Source organism: Pseudomonas sp. NFPP12, from assembly GCF_900103205.1.
Classification (GTDB): Bacteria; Pseudomonadota; Gammaproteobacteria; order Pseudomonadales; family Pseudomonadaceae; genus Aquipseudomonas; species Aquipseudomonas protegens.
This window is the reverse complement of the sequence record NZ_FMWW01000002.1, coordinates 748,774-769,288: the sequence shown is the minus strand read 5'-3', so window position 1 is coordinate 769,288 and position 20,515 is coordinate 748,774. Positions and strand designations below refer to the sequence as shown.

Annotated in this window: 16 protein-coding genes; 4 read left to right on the top strand and 12 right to left on the bottom strand. The window is 64.2% G+C overall.

Annotated features, from left to right (window positions below):
- Positions 1 to 72 precede the first annotated feature (72 nt).
- The 5 genes from BLS75_RS11215 to BLS75_RS11195 all read right to left on the bottom strand — a co-directional run bounded on the left by BLS75_RS11215 (position 73) and on the right by BLS75_RS11195 (position 6,597).
- Positions 73 to 366: a hypothetical protein gene (locus BLS75_RS11215; RefSeq protein WP_015636856.1), complete on the bottom strand. Its 294-nt coding sequence runs from the start codon at positions 364 to 366 to the stop codon at positions 73 to 75.
- 229 nt (positions 367 to 595) lie between these two features.
- Positions 596 to 907, bottom strand: a complete 312-nt coding sequence (locus BLS75_RS11210; RefSeq protein WP_072450857.1) for a hypothetical protein — start codon at positions 905 to 907, stop codon at positions 596 to 598.
- Positions 908 to 1,255: 348 nt separating this feature from the next.
- A complete protein-coding gene (locus tag BLS75_RS11205) occupies positions 1,256 to 3,676 on the bottom strand; it encodes a glucose/quinate/shikimate family membrane-bound PQQ-dependent dehydrogenase (protein WP_015636854.1) in 2,421 nt (806 codons plus the stop codon).
- A gap of 117 nt (positions 3,677 to 3,793) precedes the next feature.
- Positions 3,794 to 5,167 (bottom strand): carbohydrate porin, encoded by a 1,374-nt coding sequence (locus BLS75_RS11200; protein ID WP_072450856.1) that lies wholly within the window; start codon positions 5,165 to 5,167, stop codon positions 3,794 to 3,796.
- Between the two features lie 227 nt (positions 5,168 to 5,394).
- On the bottom strand, positions 5,395 to 6,597 hold the full coding sequence (locus BLS75_RS11195) for a benzoate/H(+) symporter BenE family transporter (RefSeq protein ID WP_053153559.1): 1,203 nt from the start codon (positions 6,595 to 6,597) through the stop codon (positions 5,395 to 5,397).
- Between the two features lie 306 nt (positions 6,598 to 6,903).
- Here BLS75_RS11195 and BLS75_RS11190 point away from each other — a divergent pair, with 306 nt between their 5' ends.
- Positions 6,904 to 8,292: an aminotransferase-like domain-containing protein gene (locus tag BLS75_RS11190; protein ID WP_072450855.1), complete on the top strand. Its 1,389-nt coding sequence runs from the start codon at positions 6,904 to 6,906 to the stop codon at positions 8,290 to 8,292.
- 65 nt (positions 8,293 to 8,357) lie between these two features.
- On the opposite strand, the gene BLS75_RS11185 is transcribed toward BLS75_RS11190, so the two are convergent.
- Positions 8,358 to 10,397 carry a TonB-dependent receptor gene (locus BLS75_RS11185; protein ID WP_072442625.1) on the bottom strand — a complete coding sequence of 680 codons (2,040 nt, stop codon included), beginning with the start codon at positions 10,395 to 10,397 and terminating at the stop codon, positions 8,358 to 8,360.
- Between the two features lie 265 nt (positions 10,398 to 10,662).
- Here BLS75_RS11185 and BLS75_RS11180 point away from each other — a divergent pair, with 265 nt between their 5' ends.
- Entirely contained in the window at positions 10,663 to 10,893 is a 231-nt protein-coding gene (locus BLS75_RS11180) for a VF530 family protein (RefSeq protein WP_019093117.1), read from the top strand.
- A gap of 8 nt (positions 10,894 to 10,901) precedes the next feature.
- Entirely contained in the window at positions 10,902 to 11,570 is a 669-nt protein-coding gene (locus tag BLS75_RS11175) for a Pr6Pr family membrane protein (protein ID WP_072450854.1), read from the top strand.
- A gap of 72 nt (positions 11,571 to 11,642) precedes the next feature.
- On the opposite strand, the gene BLS75_RS11170 is transcribed toward BLS75_RS11175, so the two are convergent.
- The 3 genes from BLS75_RS11170 to BLS75_RS11160 all read right to left on the bottom strand — a co-directional run bounded on the left by BLS75_RS11170 (position 11,643) and on the right by BLS75_RS11160 (position 16,231).
- A complete protein-coding gene (locus tag BLS75_RS11170) occupies positions 11,643 to 12,428 on the bottom strand; it encodes a siderophore-interacting protein (RefSeq protein ID WP_072450853.1) in 786 nt (261 codons plus the stop codon).
- A complete protein-coding gene (locus BLS75_RS11165) occupies positions 12,425 to 13,003 on the bottom strand; it encodes a PadR family transcriptional regulator (RefSeq protein ID WP_011063161.1) in 579 nt (192 codons plus the stop codon). Before BLS75_RS11165 ends, BLS75_RS11170 begins: the two co-directional genes overlap by 4 nt.
- 120 nt (positions 13,004 to 13,123) lie before the next feature.
- Entirely contained in the window at positions 13,124 to 16,231 is a 3,108-nt protein-coding gene (locus BLS75_RS11160; protein WP_072450852.1) for a transglycosylase domain-containing protein, read from the bottom strand.
- A 477-nt stretch (positions 16,232 to 16,708) separates the two neighbouring features.
- Between BLS75_RS11160 and BLS75_RS11155 the strand changes: the two genes are divergently transcribed.
- A complete protein-coding gene (locus BLS75_RS11155; protein ID WP_015636846.1) occupies positions 16,709 to 18,130 on the top strand; it encodes an amino acid permease in 1,422 nt (473 codons plus the stop codon).
- A gap of 101 nt (positions 18,131 to 18,231) precedes the next feature.
- Here BLS75_RS11155 and BLS75_RS11150 read toward each other — a convergent pair whose 3' ends face one another.
- From BLS75_RS11150 to BLS75_RS11140, 3 genes are all read right to left on the bottom strand, one after another.
- Positions 18,232 to 18,831 carry a hypothetical protein gene (locus BLS75_RS11150; RefSeq protein WP_072450851.1) on the bottom strand — a complete coding sequence of 200 codons (600 nt, stop codon included), beginning with the start codon at positions 18,829 to 18,831 and terminating at the stop codon, positions 18,232 to 18,234.
- Positions 18,832 to 18,839: 8 nt separating this feature from the next.
- On the bottom strand, positions 18,840 to 19,430 hold the full coding sequence (locus BLS75_RS11145; RefSeq protein WP_011063158.1) for a papain-like cysteine protease family protein: 591 nt from the start codon (positions 19,428 to 19,430) through the stop codon (positions 18,840 to 18,842).
- Positions 19,431 to 19,670: 240 nt separating this feature from the next.
- On the bottom strand, positions 19,671 to 20,513 hold the full coding sequence (locus BLS75_RS11140) for an alpha/beta fold hydrolase (RefSeq protein ID WP_015636843.1): 843 nt from the start codon (positions 20,511 to 20,513) through the stop codon (positions 19,671 to 19,673).
- Positions 20,514 to 20,515 lie beyond the last annotated feature (2 nt).

The window sequence follows — 20,515 nt, the reverse complement described above, 5'->3', positions numbered from 1 at the left end:
GCCCGACGCTGTCCCGCTGCTACACCGGGGCAGCCCGCCGCGGCGAACCTGGTTGGCCCAGGGGCTAGCGGTTTATTGTTTGCTGCACTCGGCCGGCAGCGCTACCGCTCCACCCATGGTGGCGAAGGCGACCATGCCGCCGCTGGGCAGTACGCAATTGTATTCGCCGGCACTGGTGCTGGCGGTGAAGTAGGTCTGGGACGCGTCGCTGCGTACGTTGGAAACCGTGGAAACCGGCTTGCCAAGGGTGATCTGGGCGCGGTTCTTGAGGTCGTCGTTGCTCGGTTTGGCGATGGCGCAACCGCCCAGGGCGAGTGCCAGGAGGCTGAGCAGGGCAACGGGGCGGAGGCTGGACTGGAGTTTCATGATGAATCTTCCTTGGTGTTGTTGTGTTTTCAACGGCGCAGCCGCTCCCGACACGGCAGGCTGGCAGCGGTGGGGAGATCAGATGGTTGCCCGGCACTATAGCCCTGGGTTGGGGGAGGGTCGATTAGCACAAATGGGCTAATGTCTCTTTGCAATTACGGGACTGCTGGGCAGGCGAGCACGGCCGCTTGAGAGGGCCGGCGAGGCGCTGCCGGTCCTGGAGCCGGGGTCAGGTCAGCAGTTGTTCCTGCAGGCGTCGGCCCAGTACGTCCAGCAGGTCGCAGCCATCGCGCAGGGGGATGACGCACAGCTGGGCGAAGTCCTGGAGCAGGGCCGGGTTGCTCTGCAGGTTGTCGTGGCTGGCGATGTTCTCCAGCAACTGGGTGGCCGAGCGGATGCGGTGCGCGGCGGCTTCGTGGAGAGCGTCCAGCGGGGCCTGGGTGTCCACCAGCAGGGCGGGGATGTTGTAGTCGTTGCTGGTGAGGGGCATGTATTGCTCCACGGCTTTGTCCAAAGTGCAGGCTACAAACAGGTCAGGCATTTGCTGGTGCTTTGCGCGCCTGACGATATGGGGGGCTTCCACACCCCTGTCACTGAGTTTTCAATGACCCCCCAGACCTTAAGGGCAGAGCCCTTGAGGGGCAAGGTGATGCGATGGGACGTGAGTTGTAGGAATTTTCGGTGACCTTCCTTTGAAGGGCTGCCGGTCGAGCAAGATGGAATGACAAGCCCCTTGTAGGAGCCGGCTCGCCGGCGAAGAGGCCCGCAAGCCATGCAGCGCCCGGGCCCGCGCCTTCGCTGGCAAGCCAGCTCCTACGCAGAGGGCGAACGGCACAAAAAAAGGCGGCTACCAGAAGGTAGCCACCTTTTTCATGCCTGCCGGTAAAGCTTATTCCGACAGTTTGTAGGCAATGATGTAGTCGCCCATCTTGGTGCCCAGGGAGCCGTGGCCGCCCACGACCACCAGCACATACTGCTTGCCATCCTTGCCGGTGTAGCTCATCGGCGTGGCCTGGCCACCCGCTGGCAGGCGGGACTTCCACAGCTCCTTGCCGTTCTTCACGTCATAGGCGCGGATGTACTGGTCCAAGGTGCCGCTGAGGAAGCCCACGCCACCACCGGTAACCATGGAGCCGCCCATGCTCGGCACGCCCATCGGCAGCCCGATCGGGATCGGCGAGCTGTCACGGCTGGTGCCGTTCTTGTGCTTCCACACCACTTTGTTGGTGGTCAGGTCGATACCGGCCACGTAGCCCCAGGCCGGAGCCTGGCAAGGTACGCCGAGCGGCGACATGAACGGGTGCATGATCACCGCGTAAGGCGCGCCGGTGTTGGGTTGCACGCCCGAGGTCTCGCTTTCGCGCTTGCTCCCGGCAGCCACTTCGGCACGCGGCACCAGCTTGGAAACGAAGGCCATGTAGTTCGGGCTGGTGAACAGCAGTTGGCGAACCGGGTCCAGGGACACGCTGCCCCAGTTGAACACGCCCACGTTACCCGGGTAGATCAGGCTGCCCTGCACCGACGGCGGGGTGTACTGGCCTTCATAGCGCAGCTCCTTGAACTGGATGCGGCACAGCATCTGGTCGAACGGCGTCGCGCCCCACATGGCTTTCTCGTCCAGTGGCGGCGGCAGCAGGTTCAGGTCCGAACGGGCCTGGGTTGGCGCGGTGTGGTCGCCTTCGACAGCGCCGGTGGGGGCCGGTACTTCACGGATCGGCACGATCGGGGTGCCATCGCGACGGTCCAGCACGTACAGGCTGCCTTGCTTGGTCGGCTGGATCAGCGCCGGCTTGACGCCGTCCGCAGTCTTCATGTCGAGCAGGGTCGGCTGGCTGCCCACGTCCATGTCCCACAGGTCGTGGTGGGTGAACTGGTAGTTCCAGCGCAGCTTGCCGGTGTCGATGTCCAGGGCCACGGTGCCGGCGCTGAATTTCTCGGCGCCCGCGGTGCGGTTGCCGCCCCATTGGTCAGGCATCTGGTTGCCCAGTGGCAGGTAGACCATGCCCAGTTTCTCGTCGACGCTGGCCAGGGACCACATGTTCGGCGAGTTGCGGGTATAGGTCTTGCCTTCCGGCAGCGGAGTGGTCTCGTCCGGGTTGCCCGAATCCCAGTTCCACACCAGGTGGCCGTCGTGCACGTCGAAGGCGCGGATCACGCCGGACGGCTCGTTGGTCGACTCGTTGTCGGTCACGTGGCCGCCAATGATCACCAGGTTACGGGTGATGGCCGCCGGGGAGGTGGAGTAGTAGCCGCCCGGGGTGAATGGGCCGATACCGGCCTTCAGGTCCACGGCGCCCTTGGTGCCGAAGTCTTCGCAGACCTTGCCGGTGTCGGCGTTGATGGCGATCAGGCGCGCATCGGCGGTAGGCAGGAACAGGCGACGCGGGCAGCTGGTAGCGATGGCCTGGCCCGCGGGGGACAGGGTGGCCGGCTGGCTGATGGCGTCGGCGTTCTTGAAGTTGGCTTCGTCGTAGTACGACACGCCACGGCAGGTCATGTGTGCCCAGCCACGGAAGTCGTCGCCGTTGGGGCCCTGGATCTGCGGGTCGAAGCGCCAGATTTCCTTGCCGGTATCCGGGTCCAGGGCCAGCACCTTGCTGTGGGCGGTGCAGGCATAGAGCTTGCCGTTGACCTTCAGCGGGGTGTTTTGGTTGGTGATTTCCACCGGGTCCTTGTCGGTCGGCATGTCGCCGGTGCGGATGCGCCAGGCTTCCTGCAGCTTGCCGATGTTGGCCGGGGTGATCTGCTTCAGCGGCGAGTAGCGATCGCCGAACTCGGTGCGGCCGTAGGCCTGCCATTCACCGTCGGGGATGGCCGGCGCGGTGCTGGTCATGTCCGCGGTGTCGCGGCCCAGGTCACCGGAGATTTCCCCGGGGTTGGTGAACTGGCTGCCAATGGCGGCGCCACCGGCCAGGACCACGGCCACGCTCAGGGCAGCGGTGCCCAGCGGGGCCGGGCCATCGCGCAGCAGCGGGCGACGGAACCAGGGCAGCAGCAGGACCACGCCGAGGGCGAACCACAGCGACAGGCGTGGCACCAGTTGCCACCAGTCCAGGCCGATTTCCCATAGCGACCAGACGGTACTGGCGAACAGTACCAGGGCGTACAGGCCCAGTGCTGCGCGTTTACCGGCCAGCAGCAAGAGGCCGGTCAACGTCAGGCCGATACCGGCCAAAACGTAGTACAGCGAGCCGCCGAGCATGCTCAGCTTGATCCCCCCGGCCAGCAAGGCCAGGCCCATTAGCAGCAGCAAGATCCCGAGCAGGCTTGGCAGCAAGCGGCTCGGACTTGAAGCACCCTCAGTGCTCATAGTGTGGTTCTCCGTGACGTTTAGAGTGTTCCCGCGCATGTTCACTGTAGATGACGATCAGGCGCGGGCTTGGTTCAGCTGAAAACTGTGAATGGCGTCGTTGTGTGCCTGTCGGCCTTAGAACGAACTCTGGATCTTGATCCCGCCGATCAGGGCGTCGTCCACCCGGCTCACGCCCCCGGGGTGGCGGATGTATTGCAGGTTGGGGCGCACGGTCAGCCAGTTGGCCAGGTGCACGCCGTAGTACAGCTCGGCGCTGTATTCGGTGTCCTGGGGTGGCAGGTAGCTCGGGTTGTCGTAGTCGTAGAGCGCCCGGGCCTGGTTGCTGGCCTGGGCGTTCTTGCGGTACGCCGGGTTGACATGGACCCGGGCCAGGGCAAAGCCGATGTCATCCTTGGCCCGGGCATCGAACAGCCCCTTGTAGACCAGGCCCGCCTGGACATAGTTGTCGATGGCGTTGGTCTTCTTGTCGTGGGCGGTGACGTTGGCGAACAGGCTCAGGCCGCGGGAGTGGTCGCTGGCCTGGCTGGTGACCTGCTGTTGCGCGCCCAGCCACAGGCCGTGCTTGCTGGAGCTGCTGCGGTAGGCCTCGCCGGTCAGGGCAGCAGGCTGGCCATTGCCATCCTTGTAGACGTCGCTGGCCTTGGCGCTGCTGTAGTAGTAGCCGGCGCGGTACTCACCGGCCAGGCCGTTGAGTTTGGGTGTCCACACCAGTTCCACTGGCAACAGTGTGCCCTGGGTGCCGCTGCCGCTGAGCTTGAAGCCGTTGTCGCGATCGAGGTTCGAGGGGTTCTGCTCATAGGCACCGATCTGCGCGTAGAGCTCGGCGCTCAGGTGGTACTTGACCCGCAGCGCCCACTGGCTGACCGGCCAGTTGTACCAGACGCTGCCGGCCCAGTTGCCCACCTGGGAGCCGCAGAACGCCAGGTTCTGGAAGTCGCAGGGGAAGCTGTTGAAGTCTTCGCCCTGGCCGAAGCGGCCGGCCTTGATGTCGAGCTTCTGGTCGAAGAATTTCTGCTGGTACCACATTTGCGTCAGGCGCCAGGTCTGGCCGCGGCCCCAGACTTCCTGGGCCGAGGTGAAGCCGCCGACCCGCGGGTCGTTGATCCGGTCGTTGCTGATGTTGTCGCCGTCGCGCTTGGTCACCGTCAGTTGGAATTCGGCGTCGTCCCAGCCGAGGATCTTCTGCAGGTCCAGGTGGCTGCCGAAGGCGAACTGGTCGCTGTAGCGCGCGGTGCGGTCGTGGTCGTAGCCACCGTGCAGGTTGGCGCCCATCTCGCCGACGTAGTCGACCTTGAAGTCGTAGCCTTTGTTGGCCAGTTCCGTGCGGGTGCCATTCCAATCGCCGAGCATCCACGGTGAGTCACTGTCGAAGGCCGGTGCGGCCTGGGCGCAGGCGGCAAATCCAAGGGCGCCGAGCAGGCTCAGGCTCTTGGGCAGGGCGACGGAAGTCAGGACAGCGCTGTCTTTTAAACGCTGAAAAGTGGGCATAGGCATTCGGATAAGGTCTTTTTCTAGGAATAGGCAGAAGCAAGGGCATGGCGCGTAGCATCGATGCAGGTTGATCGAGAACGGCAGGCCACTGATTTCAAAGGGAAAGATGAAACGGTTCAGCTTTATTAGGGGGCTAAGGATAAAGCGCCGTCTCCGGGAGAGAAAGCGCTTTTATTGACATGAACAGTTTCGCAATCGGTAACAGTTCCCGGCCCGGGCTCTGCTCAGCGTGGGGCGCTGGCCTGGGCGAGGCTGGGTTTGTGCCGGGTGTGGCTCAGGGCAAAGTGCGCCACCAGGCCGAAGATCAACCCCCAGAACGCGGCGGCCAGGCCCAGGAAGCTCATGCCCGATGCCGTGACCAGGAAGGTGATCAGCGCCGCTTCACGCTGTTTTTCGTCGGCCATGGCGCCGCTCAATCCGGCGCTGATGGCGCCGAACAGGGCCAGGCCGGCCAGTGCCGCAATCAGTTCCTTGGGCAGGGCGGCGAACACCGAGGCCAGGGTCGCGCCGAAAATCCCCATGAGGATGTAGAACAGGCCGCAGGCGATCCCGGCGATGTAGCGCTTGTCCTTGTCTTCATGGGCTTCGCGGCCAGTGCAGATGGCAGCGGTGATGGCCGCCAGGTTGATCCCGTGGGAGCCGAACGGCGCCAGCAGTGCCGAGGTGATGGCTGTCCAGGAAATGATCGAGCGGGCCGGGGTGTTGTAGCCGGCGCTGCGCATTACCGCCATGCCCGGCACGTATTGCCCGGTCAGGGTGACCAGGGCCAGGGGCAGGCCGATGTTGATGATGGCGTGCCAGCTCCACTCGGGAGCGATGAAAATCGGCTGGGCCACCGCCAGGGTGATGGCACCGCCATTGAGTTCGCCCAGGCCTGCGGCCATCGCGCAGCCCACCAGCAGCACCGCGAGGATCGCGTAGCGGGGTGACAGGCGCTTGCCCAGCAAATAGGCGGCGATCATCGCCAGCACCAGGGCCGGTTGCAGGCTGACCGAAGTGAACAGGCCGGCGCCGAAGCGGAACAGGATGCCCGCCAGCATGGCGGCGGCAATCGCCTTGGGCAGGCGGCTCATGAGCTTGTCGAAGGCCCCGGAAAGCCCGACCAGCGCGATGAGCAATGAGGCCACGATGTAGGCGCCGATGGCCTGGGGCAGCGACACCGTGGGTAGCATCGACACCAGCAGCGCCGCGCCGGGGGTGGACCAGGCGGTGATCACCGGCACTTTCAGGCGCCAGCTCAGCAGCAGGCCGGTGAGGCCGCTGCCGATGGAGATGGCCCAGATCCACGATGACACCTGGTCGCTGGGCAGATGGGCTTCGCGGGCGGCCTGGAACACGATGATCAAGGGGCCGGCGTAGGAAATGATCACGGCGATCAGGCCGGCGATCACGGCGGAGAGGGACAGGTCCTTGCTGAGACTGTGCATGGCATCTCGACTGGGCATGGGTGGGAGGGATTGAGTCGATTGGGTTGGTGCTGCCTGAGTGTATTTCAATGAATTGAATCGATTCAATTGTTTCTCGGGATGGCTGTACCGAAGTTGACTGTGTTTTGTTGATAAGTTAATGATTTATAAGAATTTATAGATCATATAAAAACTTTTTAGCGTTTTTGAGTCGCCAGTTTGGCTTGAAGATCGAATCAATTTTCCAAATGAGTCGATGTTAAGGGGCGATCCATGGCTGTGATATGCTCCGGTCCACCTCAACTCAGCCGATGGTCATCAGCCTCCATGTGGGTTCCTCTGTTAAGCGAGTTCAATCAACCGGTCTACCTGTCCATCGCCGACGCCCTGGCGCGGGATATCGGCAGCGGTTTGTTGAATGATGGTGACCGCTTGCCGACCCTGCGCGAGCTGGCGGTAACCCTGAATGTCACCCCTGGCACCATCAGCCGCGCCTACAGCGAAGCTCAGCGGCGCGGGTTGGTGCAGGGCGAAGTCGGCCGCGGCACTTACGTGCTGGCGCAGCCGCCGCTGGTGTTGCCCGAAGGTTCCAGCGCTCCGTCCCTGTCCCTGGGGCAGGCCGAAGCCCTGGACCTGTCGATCATCAAGCCCTACAGCGAAACCCTGGAGTACTGGTTGCGTGGCGCCCTGGTGGGCATGGCCCGCAGCAGTGACTTCGGCCGGGCGCTGGACTACGCCCCCGATGGAGGCCACCCGGCTCATCGCGAGGCCGGGGCGCAGTGGTTGCGGCATTCCTTGCCCGAGGCCAACTGGCAGCAGGTGGTCATTACCTCCGGTGCCCAGCACGGGCTGATGGTGGCCATCAGCGCCCTGAGCAACGCCGGCGACCTGGTGCTTTGCGAGTCGCTCTGCTACCCGGGCATCATCTCCGTGGCCCACGGCCTGGAGCGGCGCCTGCGGGGCGTGGCCATGGATGAAGAGGGGATACTCCCCGAGGCCCTGCGTGAGCAGTGCCTGCGAGAAAAACCGGCGCTGCTGGTGTGCGTCGCCAGTTGCCAGAACCCCACCACGGCGATCATGTCGCCAAGGCGTCGGGCGCAGATTGCGGCAATCGCCGACGAGTTCGACTTCCTGATCATCGACGACGATATCTACGGCTTTCTCGCCACCGATCCGTCGATCAAGCCGCTGGCGAGCTATGCGCCGCAGCGTTCGGTGTACCTCACCAGCCTGTCCAAGGCGATCATGCCGGCGTTGCGCGTGGGTTACCTCTACAGCCCGCCGAAGCTGCTGTCGCGGCTGAGTTCCATGGTCCGTAGCAGCGTGTGGATGCCGTCGCCGCTGACCGCGCAATTGGCCAGCAATGTGATTGTCGAGGGGTTGGACCGCAAGCTGGTGCAGACCCAGCGTAACGAAGCGGCGGCGCGCCAGGCGATTGCCCGGGACGTGTTTGCCGGCCTGGAGATCCGGACCCAGCCCCACAGCTATCACCTGTGGCTGACCTTGCCGGAGCCCTGGACGGGCGATGAGTTCGCCACCCTGGCCCGAGCCAATGGCGTGCTGGTGATGAGCGGCAGCCAGTTCCAGGTGGAACGCGGTGCCAGCTCCCGTTGTGTGCGGGTGGTATTGATGTCGCCCACCACCCAGGACGAGTTGCGCTTTGCCCTGACACAGCTGGCCAGCCTGATCGAGGCTGACCCGCGGCGTTACCGCTAAACCCTTGGCCGGCAAGCCGGCTCCTACGGGGCCGTGTAGGAGCCGGCTTGCCAGCGAACAGCGCCTTAAAAGGTAGTACGCAACCCCACTTCCACACTGCGCCCCGCGGCCGGCGCGATATCCCGCAGGATCGAGCTGGCATAGCGCACGGTCTGGTTGGTCAGGTTCTCGCCCTTGACGAAGGCCAGCCACTGGCTATGTCCGATATCGAAGCGATAACCGGCACTGGCGCCAAAGGTGGTGTAGCCATCGGTGCCGCTTTCGTTGTCCGGCACCCGGCCCTGGCTGGCGGCATGTTGTACATCCAGGCGTGCTTGCCAGCGGTCCAGTTCCCACAGCAGGCCACTGTTCAGGCGCAATGGAGCGATGCGGGGCAGGTCCTGGCCGTTATCCAGGTTCTTGGCCCGGGTGTAGTCGCCGGACAGTTCCAGGGCGAACTTGCCGTAGGCGTTTTCCCCCAGGGTCCAGCGATCCTGGGCCTCGATCCCACTGAAGCGTGCCCGCACTCCGCTGTAGGCGTATTCCGGGATGCCTGTCGCATCTTCTTCGCCTTCATCGTTGAGGGTGCGCCCTGTGCCCAGCAGGCCGATGTAGTTGGAGAAGTGGCTGTAGAACACGCCGACGCTGCCTTTGTGGATGCCGTTGTCGAAGCGTAGGGCCAGGTCGCTGGACACGGCTTTTTCCTTCGATAGCTTGGCGCTGCCCACTTCATAGGTGCCGGTGGCGACGTGGGCGCCGTTGGCATACAGCTCGTAGAAGGTCGGGGCGCGCTCGGTGTAGCCCAGGGTCGCGGCCAGGGACCAGACCGGGGTCAGGGTGTAGACCGCCCCCGAGGACAGGCTGCCGGCGGTGAAGCTGCTGGACTTGTCGGCCTGGGCGAAGCGTGCGTTGCCCTTGCTGTCCGGGTCCACGGTGGTGTGTTCCAGGCGCCCGCCGAGGCTTAGCCGCAGGCGTTCGGTGGCTTGCAGTTCTTCGAGGATGAACAGCGCGCCGCTGTTGGTATCGGTCTGTGGCACGAAGGCTTCTTCGCCCAGGGCGGAGAATTCGTTGCGGTTGACCTGTGCACCGATCACCCCTTCGAGCGGGCCCAGCGGCTGGTGCCGGGCCTCGACACGGGCCTCGTAGCCCTTGTTCTTGAAGGTGGTGCCGGTTTCGCCGCCCTCGATCTCGCGGTGTTCGTAGTCGGTGTAGCCGGCGTTGAACTTGAGCGAGCTGAACGGGCCCTGGAGGTTGCGCAGTTCCGAAGCGAAGGCGTAGTGGTCCTGCTTCATGCGGATGCGCACGTCTTCTTCGGCGGGGGAGCCGTAGTTGGAGTCGTAGTTGCTGTAGGACAGGCCGGCATAGCCGTCGTCCCAGGTGTAGGAACCGCCGATGGCACCGCCGTCCTGGCGACCGTCGCTGTTGCCCAGGCGGCCTTTCTTGCCATCCCCGTCTTCACTGGCCGCAGCGTGACGACTGCGGGCGTAGCCGGGAATCTTCAGGTCATTGAACTGCCGCGAGTTGGCATCCAGGTGCAGGGCAAAGGTGCCATCGCCGGCTTCCAGCTTGCCGGCGCTGCTGCGGGTGGTGTCGGCGCCGCCGTAGCGCAACTCGCCTGCCCCGTGGATGCCCTCGATGGCCTCGGTGGGAATCCGATTGTCGAAGCTGTTGACCACCCCGCCAATGGCGTTACCGCCGTACAGCAGGGCCGCCGGGCCGCGGACGATCTCGATGCGCTCGACGTTAACCGGGTCCAGGGGCACCGCATGGTCGTAGGACAGCGACGAGGCGTCGAGGGCCCCGACGCCGTTCTGCAGAATGCGAATCCGGTCGCCATCCAGGCCGCGAATGATCGGCCGGCTGGCCCCCGGCCCGAAGTAGGATGAAGACACGCCCGGCTGTTTGTTCAGGGTTTCACCGAGGCTGCCTTTTTGTTCCAGGGTCAGTTGGTCGCCTTCCAGCACAGTGCTTGGGGCGGCCAGTTCGGTGCTGCCCAGGGGGTTGGCGGTGATGACCTGCTGGGGCAATTCCACGGCATGGGCCTGGGAGGCGATCAGCAGCGCGGCGGACAGTGGCGACAGGCGCCAGAGCAGGGAGCGAGAAGGGCGGGGAGTTGAGCGGGACATCGGTCATTCCTTGGCGAACAGAGCGCTAGGCGCTTTGAGTCAGTGAGCAGGCGGGACACGGGGGTGCCCAAAATACGGGTGAGTTGTTATTGATTGATACAATATAACATCTCTTTTATTTCGAAAAGCCAGGAACTTTTCGCCGTTCATGCCCGATCGCCTCGGTGGCGGGCTGCGACTACAGTTACTCAAGCGTGCTGGCGCGGGGCCAATCCCTCGGCTAAGGTGCGCGGCTTTCCTCATTTTCTTCCCGCAAAGGCCTGGCATGACCGACACCCACACCGACCCGCTGCATGGCGTGACCCTGGAACAGATCCTCAAGGCGCTGGTGGAACACTACGAGTGGTCGGGGCTGGCCGAACGCATTGATATCCGCTGCTTCAAGAGCGACCCGAGCATCAAGTCGAGCCTGACCTTCCTGCGCAAGACACCCTGGGCGAGGGAGAAGGTCGAGAAACTCTATGTGAAGTTGCAACGCACCAAGCGCCCGCTTTAAGGAGCCCTATGGCTGGCTTCTCGCTGCCGGGGCTGTGCACTCGGCGTGGCCTGATTGCCGTGGCGGCGATCCTTGGCTGGTTCGGGCTGACCGTCCAGCTGTACCTGATCCTGCTGTTGCGCTGGGACAGTGGCGCCAGCCTGCTGGGCGGGCTGGTGAACTTCTTCAGTTTCTTCACCGTGCTCAGCAATACCCTGGTGGCCAGCGTGCTGACCTGCGCCCTCAACCTGCGGGTTTCCAAGGGGCAGGCGTTCATGCTCCAGCCCTGGGTCAGCGGCGCCGTGGCGGCGAGCATTCTGCTGGTGGGGCTGGCCTACAGCCTGCTGTTGCGCCACCTCTGGCATCCCCAGGGTTGGCAATGGCTGGCGGACGAGTTGCTGCATGACGTGATGCCGCTGCTGTTCCTGGTCTATTGGTGGTGTTGCGTGCCCAAGGGCGGGCTGCGGATGAGGCACATCGGGTGGTGGACGCTCTACCCGATTGTGTATTTCGCCTACCTGTTGCTGCGTGGGCACTTGCTTGGGCTGTACCCCTATCCCTTCATCTCCGTGGACAGGCTGGGCTACCCCCGGGTGCTGCTCAATGCCCTCGGGATATTGGCGGGGTTCGTCCTGGTATCCCTGCTGCTGCTGGGGCTGGACCGCTGGCTGGGTAAACTCCGGTCCCGGGTCCCGTAGGAGCCGGCTTGCCAGCGAAGGGGCCCTTGGGACCGTCTTCGCTGGTAAGCCAGTTCCTACCCTGATGCGCGATTATTCTTCTTCGCTGCTGTCCAGGCGCCAGTAACCGGCGGCCTTGACGAATTCGTCGTTGAGCTGGTGCTCATCCAGCAGCACTCGACGCACCTGGCGCGACACCTTGCTCTCGGTGGCTACCCAGGCATACAGCTTGCCTTGCGGCACCTGCAACTGGCGCACTGTGCTGATCAGGTCCTGCTCGCCTGCGTCCCGTTCAACCCAGATCACCTGCACCTGGGCGGCGCTGTCCAGAGCCTGGCGTTCGGCGGCGTTCTGCACCTCGATCACCGCCAGCACCTGGCGCCCGGCCGGCAGTTCTTCCAGGCGCCGGGCAATGGCCGGCAGAGCGGTTTCATCGCCGATCAGCAGGTAGCTGTCGAAGATATCCGGCACCACCATCGAGCCCCGTGGCCCGCCGATGTGCAGGAACTGGCCCGGTGCGGCCTGTTCGGCCCAGGTGGAGGCGGGGCCGTCGCCGTGGAGCACGAAGTCGATGTCCAGCTCGCCCAACTCCAGGTCGTAGCGGCGCGGGGTGTAGTCGCGCATGGCGGGCATCGGGCCGCTGTCCTTGCCCGGGCCCAGTACCAGGGTTTCCAGGGCGGCTTGCTGTTCGGCGTTCTGCGGGAACAGCAGCTTCACATGGTCGTCGCTGCCCAGGCTGATGAACCCGGCCAGCTCAGGGCCGCCCAGGGTGATGCGGCGCATGCGCGGGGTCAGGTCGACCACGCGCAGCACCTCCAGGCGGCGGCGCTTGATCTCGTGCATGACCCGATGGATGGTCAGTTCTGGGCTGGCAGTCATTGGCTTTTCTCCGGGGCGGGGTGGCTCACAGGACCATCGACAATGGCCTTGGCGGTGTTGTTCAGCAGGTCGCGCACCCGAAGGATTTCTTCGGGGCTCCAGCGGCCATGGTGCATTTGCAGGGCGTGGCGCAGGTTGTGCACCGCCTCGTGGATTTCAGCGGGGCGATCATGTCCGCGCAGGGAACGCTTGCTGACCTCGATGCGCATGCGCACGCCGTCCAGGGCGATGGCCTGCTCCTGCAGGGAAAGACGTCCGGCGTCGGTCACGCTGTAGCGCTTTTTGCCGCCTTCGGCATCGCCCTGGATCATTTCGCTTTCTTCGAGAAAGGTCAGGGTCGGGTAGATCACCCCGGGGCTGGGGCTGTAGGCGCCGTCGAACATGCTTTCGATCTGGCGGATCAGGTCGTAGCCGTGGCAGGGCTGCTCGGCGATCAGCGCCAACAGCAGCAGTTTCAGGTCGCCGGGGGCGAATACCCGGGGCCCGCGGCCGCCGCGTTCGCGGCCCGGGCGGCGTTCGAAGATCTCATGGCTGTCCCCGTGCTCGCGATGGGGAGGGTGGTGGTGCTCTCTCATTTTCTCTTTCTCCGTTTCGATTTAGACATAACTTAAGATATATCTTAAGAATGACGCAAGCACTTCTGCCTGCGGCAAAGCTGCCGTTTGTCGGAGAGAGAGGGGGCTGCCTGTCGCGATTCAGCGTTGCGCCACGTTGCCCAGGCATTGGGTGCCACTGCCCGGTTGCAGGTAGGGCATGAGGATCGGCGCCATGCCCTTGAGCACCTGCACCGGCAAGGCCGAGGTGAACTTGAAAGCCTGGGCCGAGGCCCCCGGCACGTAGGCGGTAAGGGTGCCGAAATGGTGGTCACCGATGTAGAACACGAAGGTTGCGGTGCGGTTGATGGATTTGGAGCTCAACACCCGCCCGCCGGCGCCAATGGCTTCGATGCGGTTGTCGCCGGTACCGGTCTTGCCGCCCATGGCCAATGGCGTGCCATCAGCCAGCTTGAAGCTGCCGGACACCCGTTTCGCGGTGCCGGCATCCACCACCTGCGACAAGGCCCCGCGCAGCGCCGTGGCCACCTCCGAGGGCATCACCCGCTTGCCCTTGTCCGGGTCGTTGAGCAGGCGGGTTTCATAGGGCGTGCCGGCGGCGAAGTGCAGGCTGTCGATGCGCAAGGTTGGCAGGCGCACGCCGTCGTTGAGGATGGTGCCCACCAGTTCCGCCAACGCCGCGGGGCGGTCGCCGGAGCTGCCGATAGCAGTGGCCAGGGACGGTACCAGGTGGTCGAACGGATAGCCGACGCTCTGCCAGCGCTGGTGGATATCGAGGAAGGCCTCGATCTCCAGCATGGTGCGGATACGGCTGTCGCGGGCACTGCGATGGCGGCTCTTGAACAGCCAGCTGTAGACCTCCTGGCGCTCGAATTCGCTGGCCTTGACGATCTGGGTGAAGTTCGCCTCCGGGTTGTTCATCAGGTAGCCCAGCAGCCAGAGGTCCAGGGGGTGGACCTTGGCGATGTAGCCCTGGTCCGGCAGGTCATAGGCGCCGGGGCCGTAGCTGGCGTAGAGCTTGTCCAGGCGCTCGTCGGTGAGCTTCTCGCTGACCTTGGCGCTCTTCATGTGGGCCCGGACGAAGCGGTTGAAGCTTTCCTGGCTGGCGTCCGGCAGCAGGTAGCGGTGCACGGCGGCGAGGCGGATTGCCGTGGGGTGCATGCTGTCGAGGAAGGTTTCCAGGCGCGACTGGGTGTCCTTGTTGCGGTACTTCTTCCAGAAACGCAGCAGGAACGAGGTGCCCTCACGGTCGGCAAAGCGTGCCAGGTATTCCTGGCGCCGCGGGTTCTGGTCGTCCTTGAGCAATTCGGCGCTGCTGCTGTCGCCGCCATAAGTGCTGTAGCGCACCAGGTCGCGCATCAGGCGGATGAACGGCAGGTTGATGGATTCGCGCAGGGCATCGCGCAGGGTCGGGCTACGACCGTTGTCTTCGTTGCGAAAGTTGTGGAAGTGATGCACCCCGCCACCGGTGAAGAAGGCCTCGCCGGGGCTGGCGGAGTAGGTGCGGTCCAGCGCGGCGTCGAGCATCTTCGGCAGGCTGCGGTCGCTGTTCTGCATCAGGTAGTCGAGGGCCCAGCGGCTCAGGCGGTCCTGCTCGTTCACCGGGATCTTTTTCAACTGCGCGGGTGTTTGCGTGGCGTACTTGTCGTGCAGCTCGGAAATGATCTGCAGGTAGGTGGTCAGCACCCGCAGCTTGGCGGTGGAGCCCAGTTCCAGCTTGCTGCCTTCGTTGATGTCGAAAGGCTGGTCGGTACTGTCGGTCTGCACCCGCACCCGCGAGCCGTCGGGGGTCAGTTCGAGCAGGGTGAAGCTGTAGCGCACCTGGGTGGTGCTGGTGGGGGTCAGCAGGCGCTCGCCGAGCACACCAATCTGCGCGGCAAAGGCCGGGTCCGCAAGGTGCTTGAGGTACTCGGTGGCCTGGCGCTGCAGGTCGCTCTGCAAGGTGCTGGTGGCCGAGAGGTCGAGGCGGTCCAGGTCATACAGCGGCCGGTTGAGCAGGGCGGCGAGTCGGCTGCGGGCGACGCTGATGCCCTTGTTGGTCTCGATCGGCTGAATGGTCGGCTGCTGCTGCCAGTCGCGGTAGGTCACCTGGCTGGCCAGGGCGGCGCTACTCAGCGCCGGGTCGATGACGTTGTTCTGCGCCAGCAGGCGGATATGGCTGTCCGTCAGTTCCGCCAGTTCTGCGCGACCCTTGGCCAGGTAATGGGAGGGACGGCGCTGGGCAATCATCAGCGACAGCACTTGGCGCAGGGCCAGCCCTCGTGCGGCGAGGCTTTTCGAGTCCATGGCGGTGCTGCCGAGCACCTGGTTGACCTTGTCGAAGTCAGCGCCATACCAGACCCGCAGCCCCTCGGCCATACCGTGCACTTCGCCGTGGCCGGGCACCGCGGACAGCGGCACGCTGTTGAGGTAGTCACGCACGATGCGTTTGCGGGCCTCCAGGGTCTGTGGGCCGTCCTGATAGGCCCGCACGCTGGCGGAAACCATCTGCCGGATCTTCTCGCCCCCGGATACCGTCAGGCCATCCGGCGAATGGCGGTATTTTTCCAACTGGGTGGCCAGGGTGCTACCCCCGGCGCTCTGCCCCGGCAGGTGCAAGAGCCGGGCGATCTGCGACCAGGCGGCCTTGGCAAAGCGCGGCCAGTCCACCGCCGGATTGGCCTCTGCCGGCTTGGGGGCCAGCAGATAGCGGTTCTCGATGAACAGCAGGCTGTGCACCACCAGCGGCGGAATGCTGGCAAAGCTCTCATACAGCTGTTGCGGGTAATTGAACCGGTACAGGGGCGCGGCGCGGCAGTCGGTAATGGACAGGCCAGCCTGGATCTTTTCGGTGTAGGGCACGAAAAATCCGCTTTTGCTGTAGTCCATCAGTGCCGGGGAGAAACGCGTCTGGGCGTCGATCAGGTAACCGCGCTTGAGCAAGCGTGGCAGGAACTCCCCCAGGGCGCTGTAGCCCAGGCGCCGGTCGAACGGCCCGGCACCGGGGTAGAGCACGGCATCACTGGGGCCGGGCTCCAGGGAGTAGCTCAGGTCAGCGGCCAGCCGGCTGAATTCCCGGGCCTGGAGTTTCGAGGTGCGCATCTCCCGGGCAGCGGCAAAGCCAAGGGCAATCAGGGCGATCAGCAGCAACAGCCAGAACAGGCGCCAGGCATAACGGCGGGATTTGCGGCGTTTCGGTAAAGGCGTTTCGTCCTCGCTGTGGCTTGGCACTGCGTTCTTATGCGAATCGGTCTGCCACAGAGCGCCCATAGTCGATTGATCCATTCACGCAGATTGATCGGACTTGCCTGAAGCTTAGTCGGTGGTGGGCGTCGGTGAAGAAAATGTGAAAACGACCCGGCCCCGCTTCTGTGGCGAGGGAGCAAGCTCCCTCGCCACAGGGTAGAGCCTTTTCCCAGGTAAATACGCCCTAGGTAGGGGCATGACGATGCACCAGGCCTGTGCAATACTCCCGGCCCTTTCCGAGTGAGGTTTCAGGGCAAAAAGCAGGTAATGCTTCTCCGTGAAAGCGGTATTTGCCGAGATTTCTCTCTGAATATTGCAACTTATAGAGTGAAAAGCCCTGTCGGGAGCTTTTTATACTGCGCACCCCGCTGATCTGGCAGGTCTTGTCCTACCAGACGCTCCGTCCCACAAGGCCGGTGCGGTCGAGCAAGCTTCGGCTATCCGCTGGTGCTTCGAAGGCTCGGTGGTTCATATCCAATAACAAAATGAGGTTGTATCTCTATGCCAGTTGGCAACCAACTGCCCCACGGCGAGACCGCGCAGGGCGGCCCGCTGAAACGCGAACTCGGCGAACGGCATATTCGCTTGATGGCCCTCGGCGCCTGTATCGGTGTCGGCCTGTTCCTCGGCTCGGCCAAGGCCATCGAAATGGCCGGCCCGGCCATCATGCTGTCCTACATCATTGGCGGCCTGGCGATCCTGGTGATCATGCGCGCCCTCGGCGAGATGGCGGTGCATAACCCGGTCGCAGGTTCCTTCAGCCGTTACGCACAAGACTACCTGGGCCCCCTGGCGGGCTTTCTCACCGGCTGGAACTACTGGTTCCTGTGGCTGGTGACCTGTGTTGCGGAAATCACCGCAGTGGCGGTGTACATGGGGATTTGGTTCCCCGATGTGCCGCGCTGGATCTGGGCCCTGGCGGCCCTGGTGAGCATGGGCTCGATCAACCTGATCGCGGTCAAGGCCTTCGGTGAGTTCGAGTTCTGGTTCGCCCTGATCAAGATCGTCACCATCATCGCCATGGTGGTCGGCGGCATCGGCATCATCGCCTTCGGTTTCGGCAATGACGGCGTGGCCCTGGGCATCTCCAACCTGTGGACCCACGGCGGCTTCATGCCCAATGGCGTGACCGGCGTGCTGATGTCCCTGCAGATGGTGATGTTCGCCTACCTGGGCGTAGAGATGATCGGCCTCACCGCCGGTGAAGCGCGCAACCCGCAAAAGACCATTCCCAACGCCATCGGCTCGGTGTTCTGGCGCATCCTGCTGTTCTACGTGGGCGCGCTGTTCGTGATCCTGTCGATCTACCCGTGGAACGAGATTGGCACCCAGGGCAGCCCCTTCGTGATGACCTTCGAGCGCCTGGGTATCAAGACCGCCGCCGGCATCATCAACTTCGTGGTGATCACCGCCGCGCTGTCCTCCTGCAACGGCGGCATCTTCAGCACCGGGCGCATGCTCTACAGCCTGGCGCAGAACGGCCAGGCCCCGGCCGGCTTCGCCAAGACCTCGAACAACGGCGTGCCGCGTCGCGCGTTGCTGCTGTCGATCTTCGCCCTGCTGCTGGGCGTGCTGCTGAACTATCTGGTGCCGGAAAAAGTGTTCGTCTGGGTGACCTCCATCGCCACCTTCGGTGCGATCTGGACCTGGGTGATGATCCTTCTGGCCCAGCTCAAGTTCCGCAAGGGCCTGAGCCCGGCAGAACGTGCCGGCCTGAAGTACCGCATGTGGCTGTACCCGATCAGTTCCTACCTGGCCCTGGCCTTCCTGGTACTGGTGGTGGGGCTGATGGCCTACTTCCCGGATACCCGTGTGGCGCTCTATGTCGGCCCGGCGTTCCTGGTGCTGCTGACGGTGCTGTTCTATCTGTTCAAGCTGCAACCGACCAATGTCCAGCAAGGTTCGGCGCGGTCGGCGTCCTGACCTGCGCTTGGGTGATGCGGCTGGCTTGAGCATCCCGGACTGAAACGCTGAGAGCAGAAATCCGGCGACCTGCAAAGGCCGCCGGATTTTTTTTGCCCGGATCAACCGCCCAGGGTGCCGCTGGTATCGGCGTCGAAGATGGCCTTGGCCTGCAGCGCCGCCGGCGCCAGCAGGGCGAGCAACGCCGTTTCGCTGTGGAGCTGATGGGCGGCCAGGGTCTTGGGTGTCGGCTCGATGGGAATCAGCACCTCTTCGCCGGGCCCATGCAGCCAGATCGCCGTGACCTGCAGCGCCGAGATGAACAGCAGGCGCAGTTCATAGCTTTTTCCCTGCAGTTGCGGCGCCTGTTCCGCCAGGTCCAGGGCGTTGACGGCGGACGCCGCCAGGCTGCCATGGTTCAGCGCAGAGAAGCCGACCTTGCCGGCCACCTCGGTCAACTGCGCATCGGCAATCGACATTCCGGCATCGAACACCAGGTAATGCCAGTCACCGGCCTTGGCCTCGGCCAGCCCCTTGCCCTGGGCCAGGTCCTCCAGGCTCAGGGCGTAGCCGCGAAAGGCCTGGGACAGATTCAGGTTACGGGCACTGGCCTTGGCAAACCCGCGGTTGATACCAAAACCCTGGGTCTGCAGGGCCGCCTGAAGGGCCGAGCGCAGGTGCTGGACGCCATCGACAGGCGCCTTGGGGTAAGTCAGTTGCATGTCGCCTCCTAGTTTTTTCGGGTGAAGTAGGTGTGGGTCCAGTTGCCGCCGCCGTTGTAGGAACCGGGGAAACTGTTCAGGGCGCGGGTCGAGTAACCGTAGATCGAATCCGCCACCAGGATGTAGCCGCCATCGCTGCCGTAGATCGTCAGGAAATGCGCACCGCCGCCGTACCAGGCACAGCGCAGGCCCACGGGGCGGCCCATGCCGAGCTGGTTGTCGATGGCCGGCATCTGCATCCGGTCCTCACGCATGCCGCCGTAGCAGCGGGTGGTGCGCAGGGCCGAATCCAGGTAGCCGTAGACGTTGCACGGCCCGGGCTGGCTGCAGCAGGAGTTGCGGCCCAGTTCGGCGTTGGCCACTCCGCACTGGGTCCAGGAACCGGTGCCGTAGTAGTTGCCTACCGATGCGGACAATGCTGCCCAGCACCAGTTGCTCTGGGTTTGCTGCTGCACGCTGAAGTTGAGCCGGGCAGCGGCCTGGGGCGCAGCTTCGGTGTGTGGATCGACTTCGCTCAGTTGCGGGTCGAGCAGGCTGCCGGCCAGGCACTGGGGCAGAGCCTGGGGAGCGTCGCCTGGGGTCAGGTTGCTACTTAACATGTTCATCCTCCATGAATGAAATCCAGCCTCCGGCTGGTGTGGTCGTTGCGTGTCGGACTACTGCGCGTAGCCGGACCCGGGACATGACGCTGCGCTGGGCCAGCCTCGATGGCCTGCGTTGACCGGGTCTGCAAACAACCTTAGAGGATTGATGCGTCAATGCAATAATAATATGCGTTTATGCATATTGCCTGCCGTGGACGTCCCTGGAAAGAGGGGCATCCATGGCGATGGCCGGGGCTATTTTTCGTCGAGGAAATGTTCCAGGGCTGCATTGAACAGGCCCGGGTCCTGGAGGAAGGCGAAGTGGCTGACGTTGGGCAGGATCAGCAGCCCGGCGCCGGGAATCGCCTGGGCCATGTATTCGGTGTGCTCGCGCTTGATGGCTTCATCGTGGTCGCCATCGACGATCAGTACCGGCGTCTTGATCTTCGCCAGGTCGGCGTCGCTCCAGTTCGGCTGGCTGGCCCACATGTGGCCGATCTGCTCGACAAAGGCCGGGTACTCCTTGGGCGTGGGTGACAGGCGGGTGTACTCCTGGCCGGCGCGCTCGATGTAGGCGGCGAAGGTCGGGTTGTTCTCCACGCCTTCCTTGACCCCTGAGGTCTGGGTGTTGGCGGCGTAGGCGAAGACCTTGCCGACCCGCTGCGGGTAACGCATGGCCAGGTCCAGGCCGAGGATCGCGCCGTCGCTCCAGCCGACGAAATCGGCGCGGGGGATCTTCAGCTGGTCCAGCAGGGCGATCACGTCGTCGGCCATCAGGTCGTAGCCGTAGGGCCGGGCGTCCCGGGTGCTGCGCCCGTGGCCGCGGCTGTCGACGCTGATCACCGTGTGCCGGGCGGCCAGGGCCTTGGCCTGCAGCCCCCAATAGTCGGCATTACCCAGGCCGCCATGCAGCAGCACCACCGGTGAGCCGTGGCCGAGCTTGCTGTAATACAGGCGGATGCCGTTGACTTCGGCATAACCGGCTTGCGCCCCGGCCACCGGGGCCGGTGTGGGCGGCAGGCTCTGCCAGCGTTCGCCGGCAAAGGCGCTGTTGAAGGACATCAGTAAAGCGATCACTGCAAACAGACGACGAGGCATGG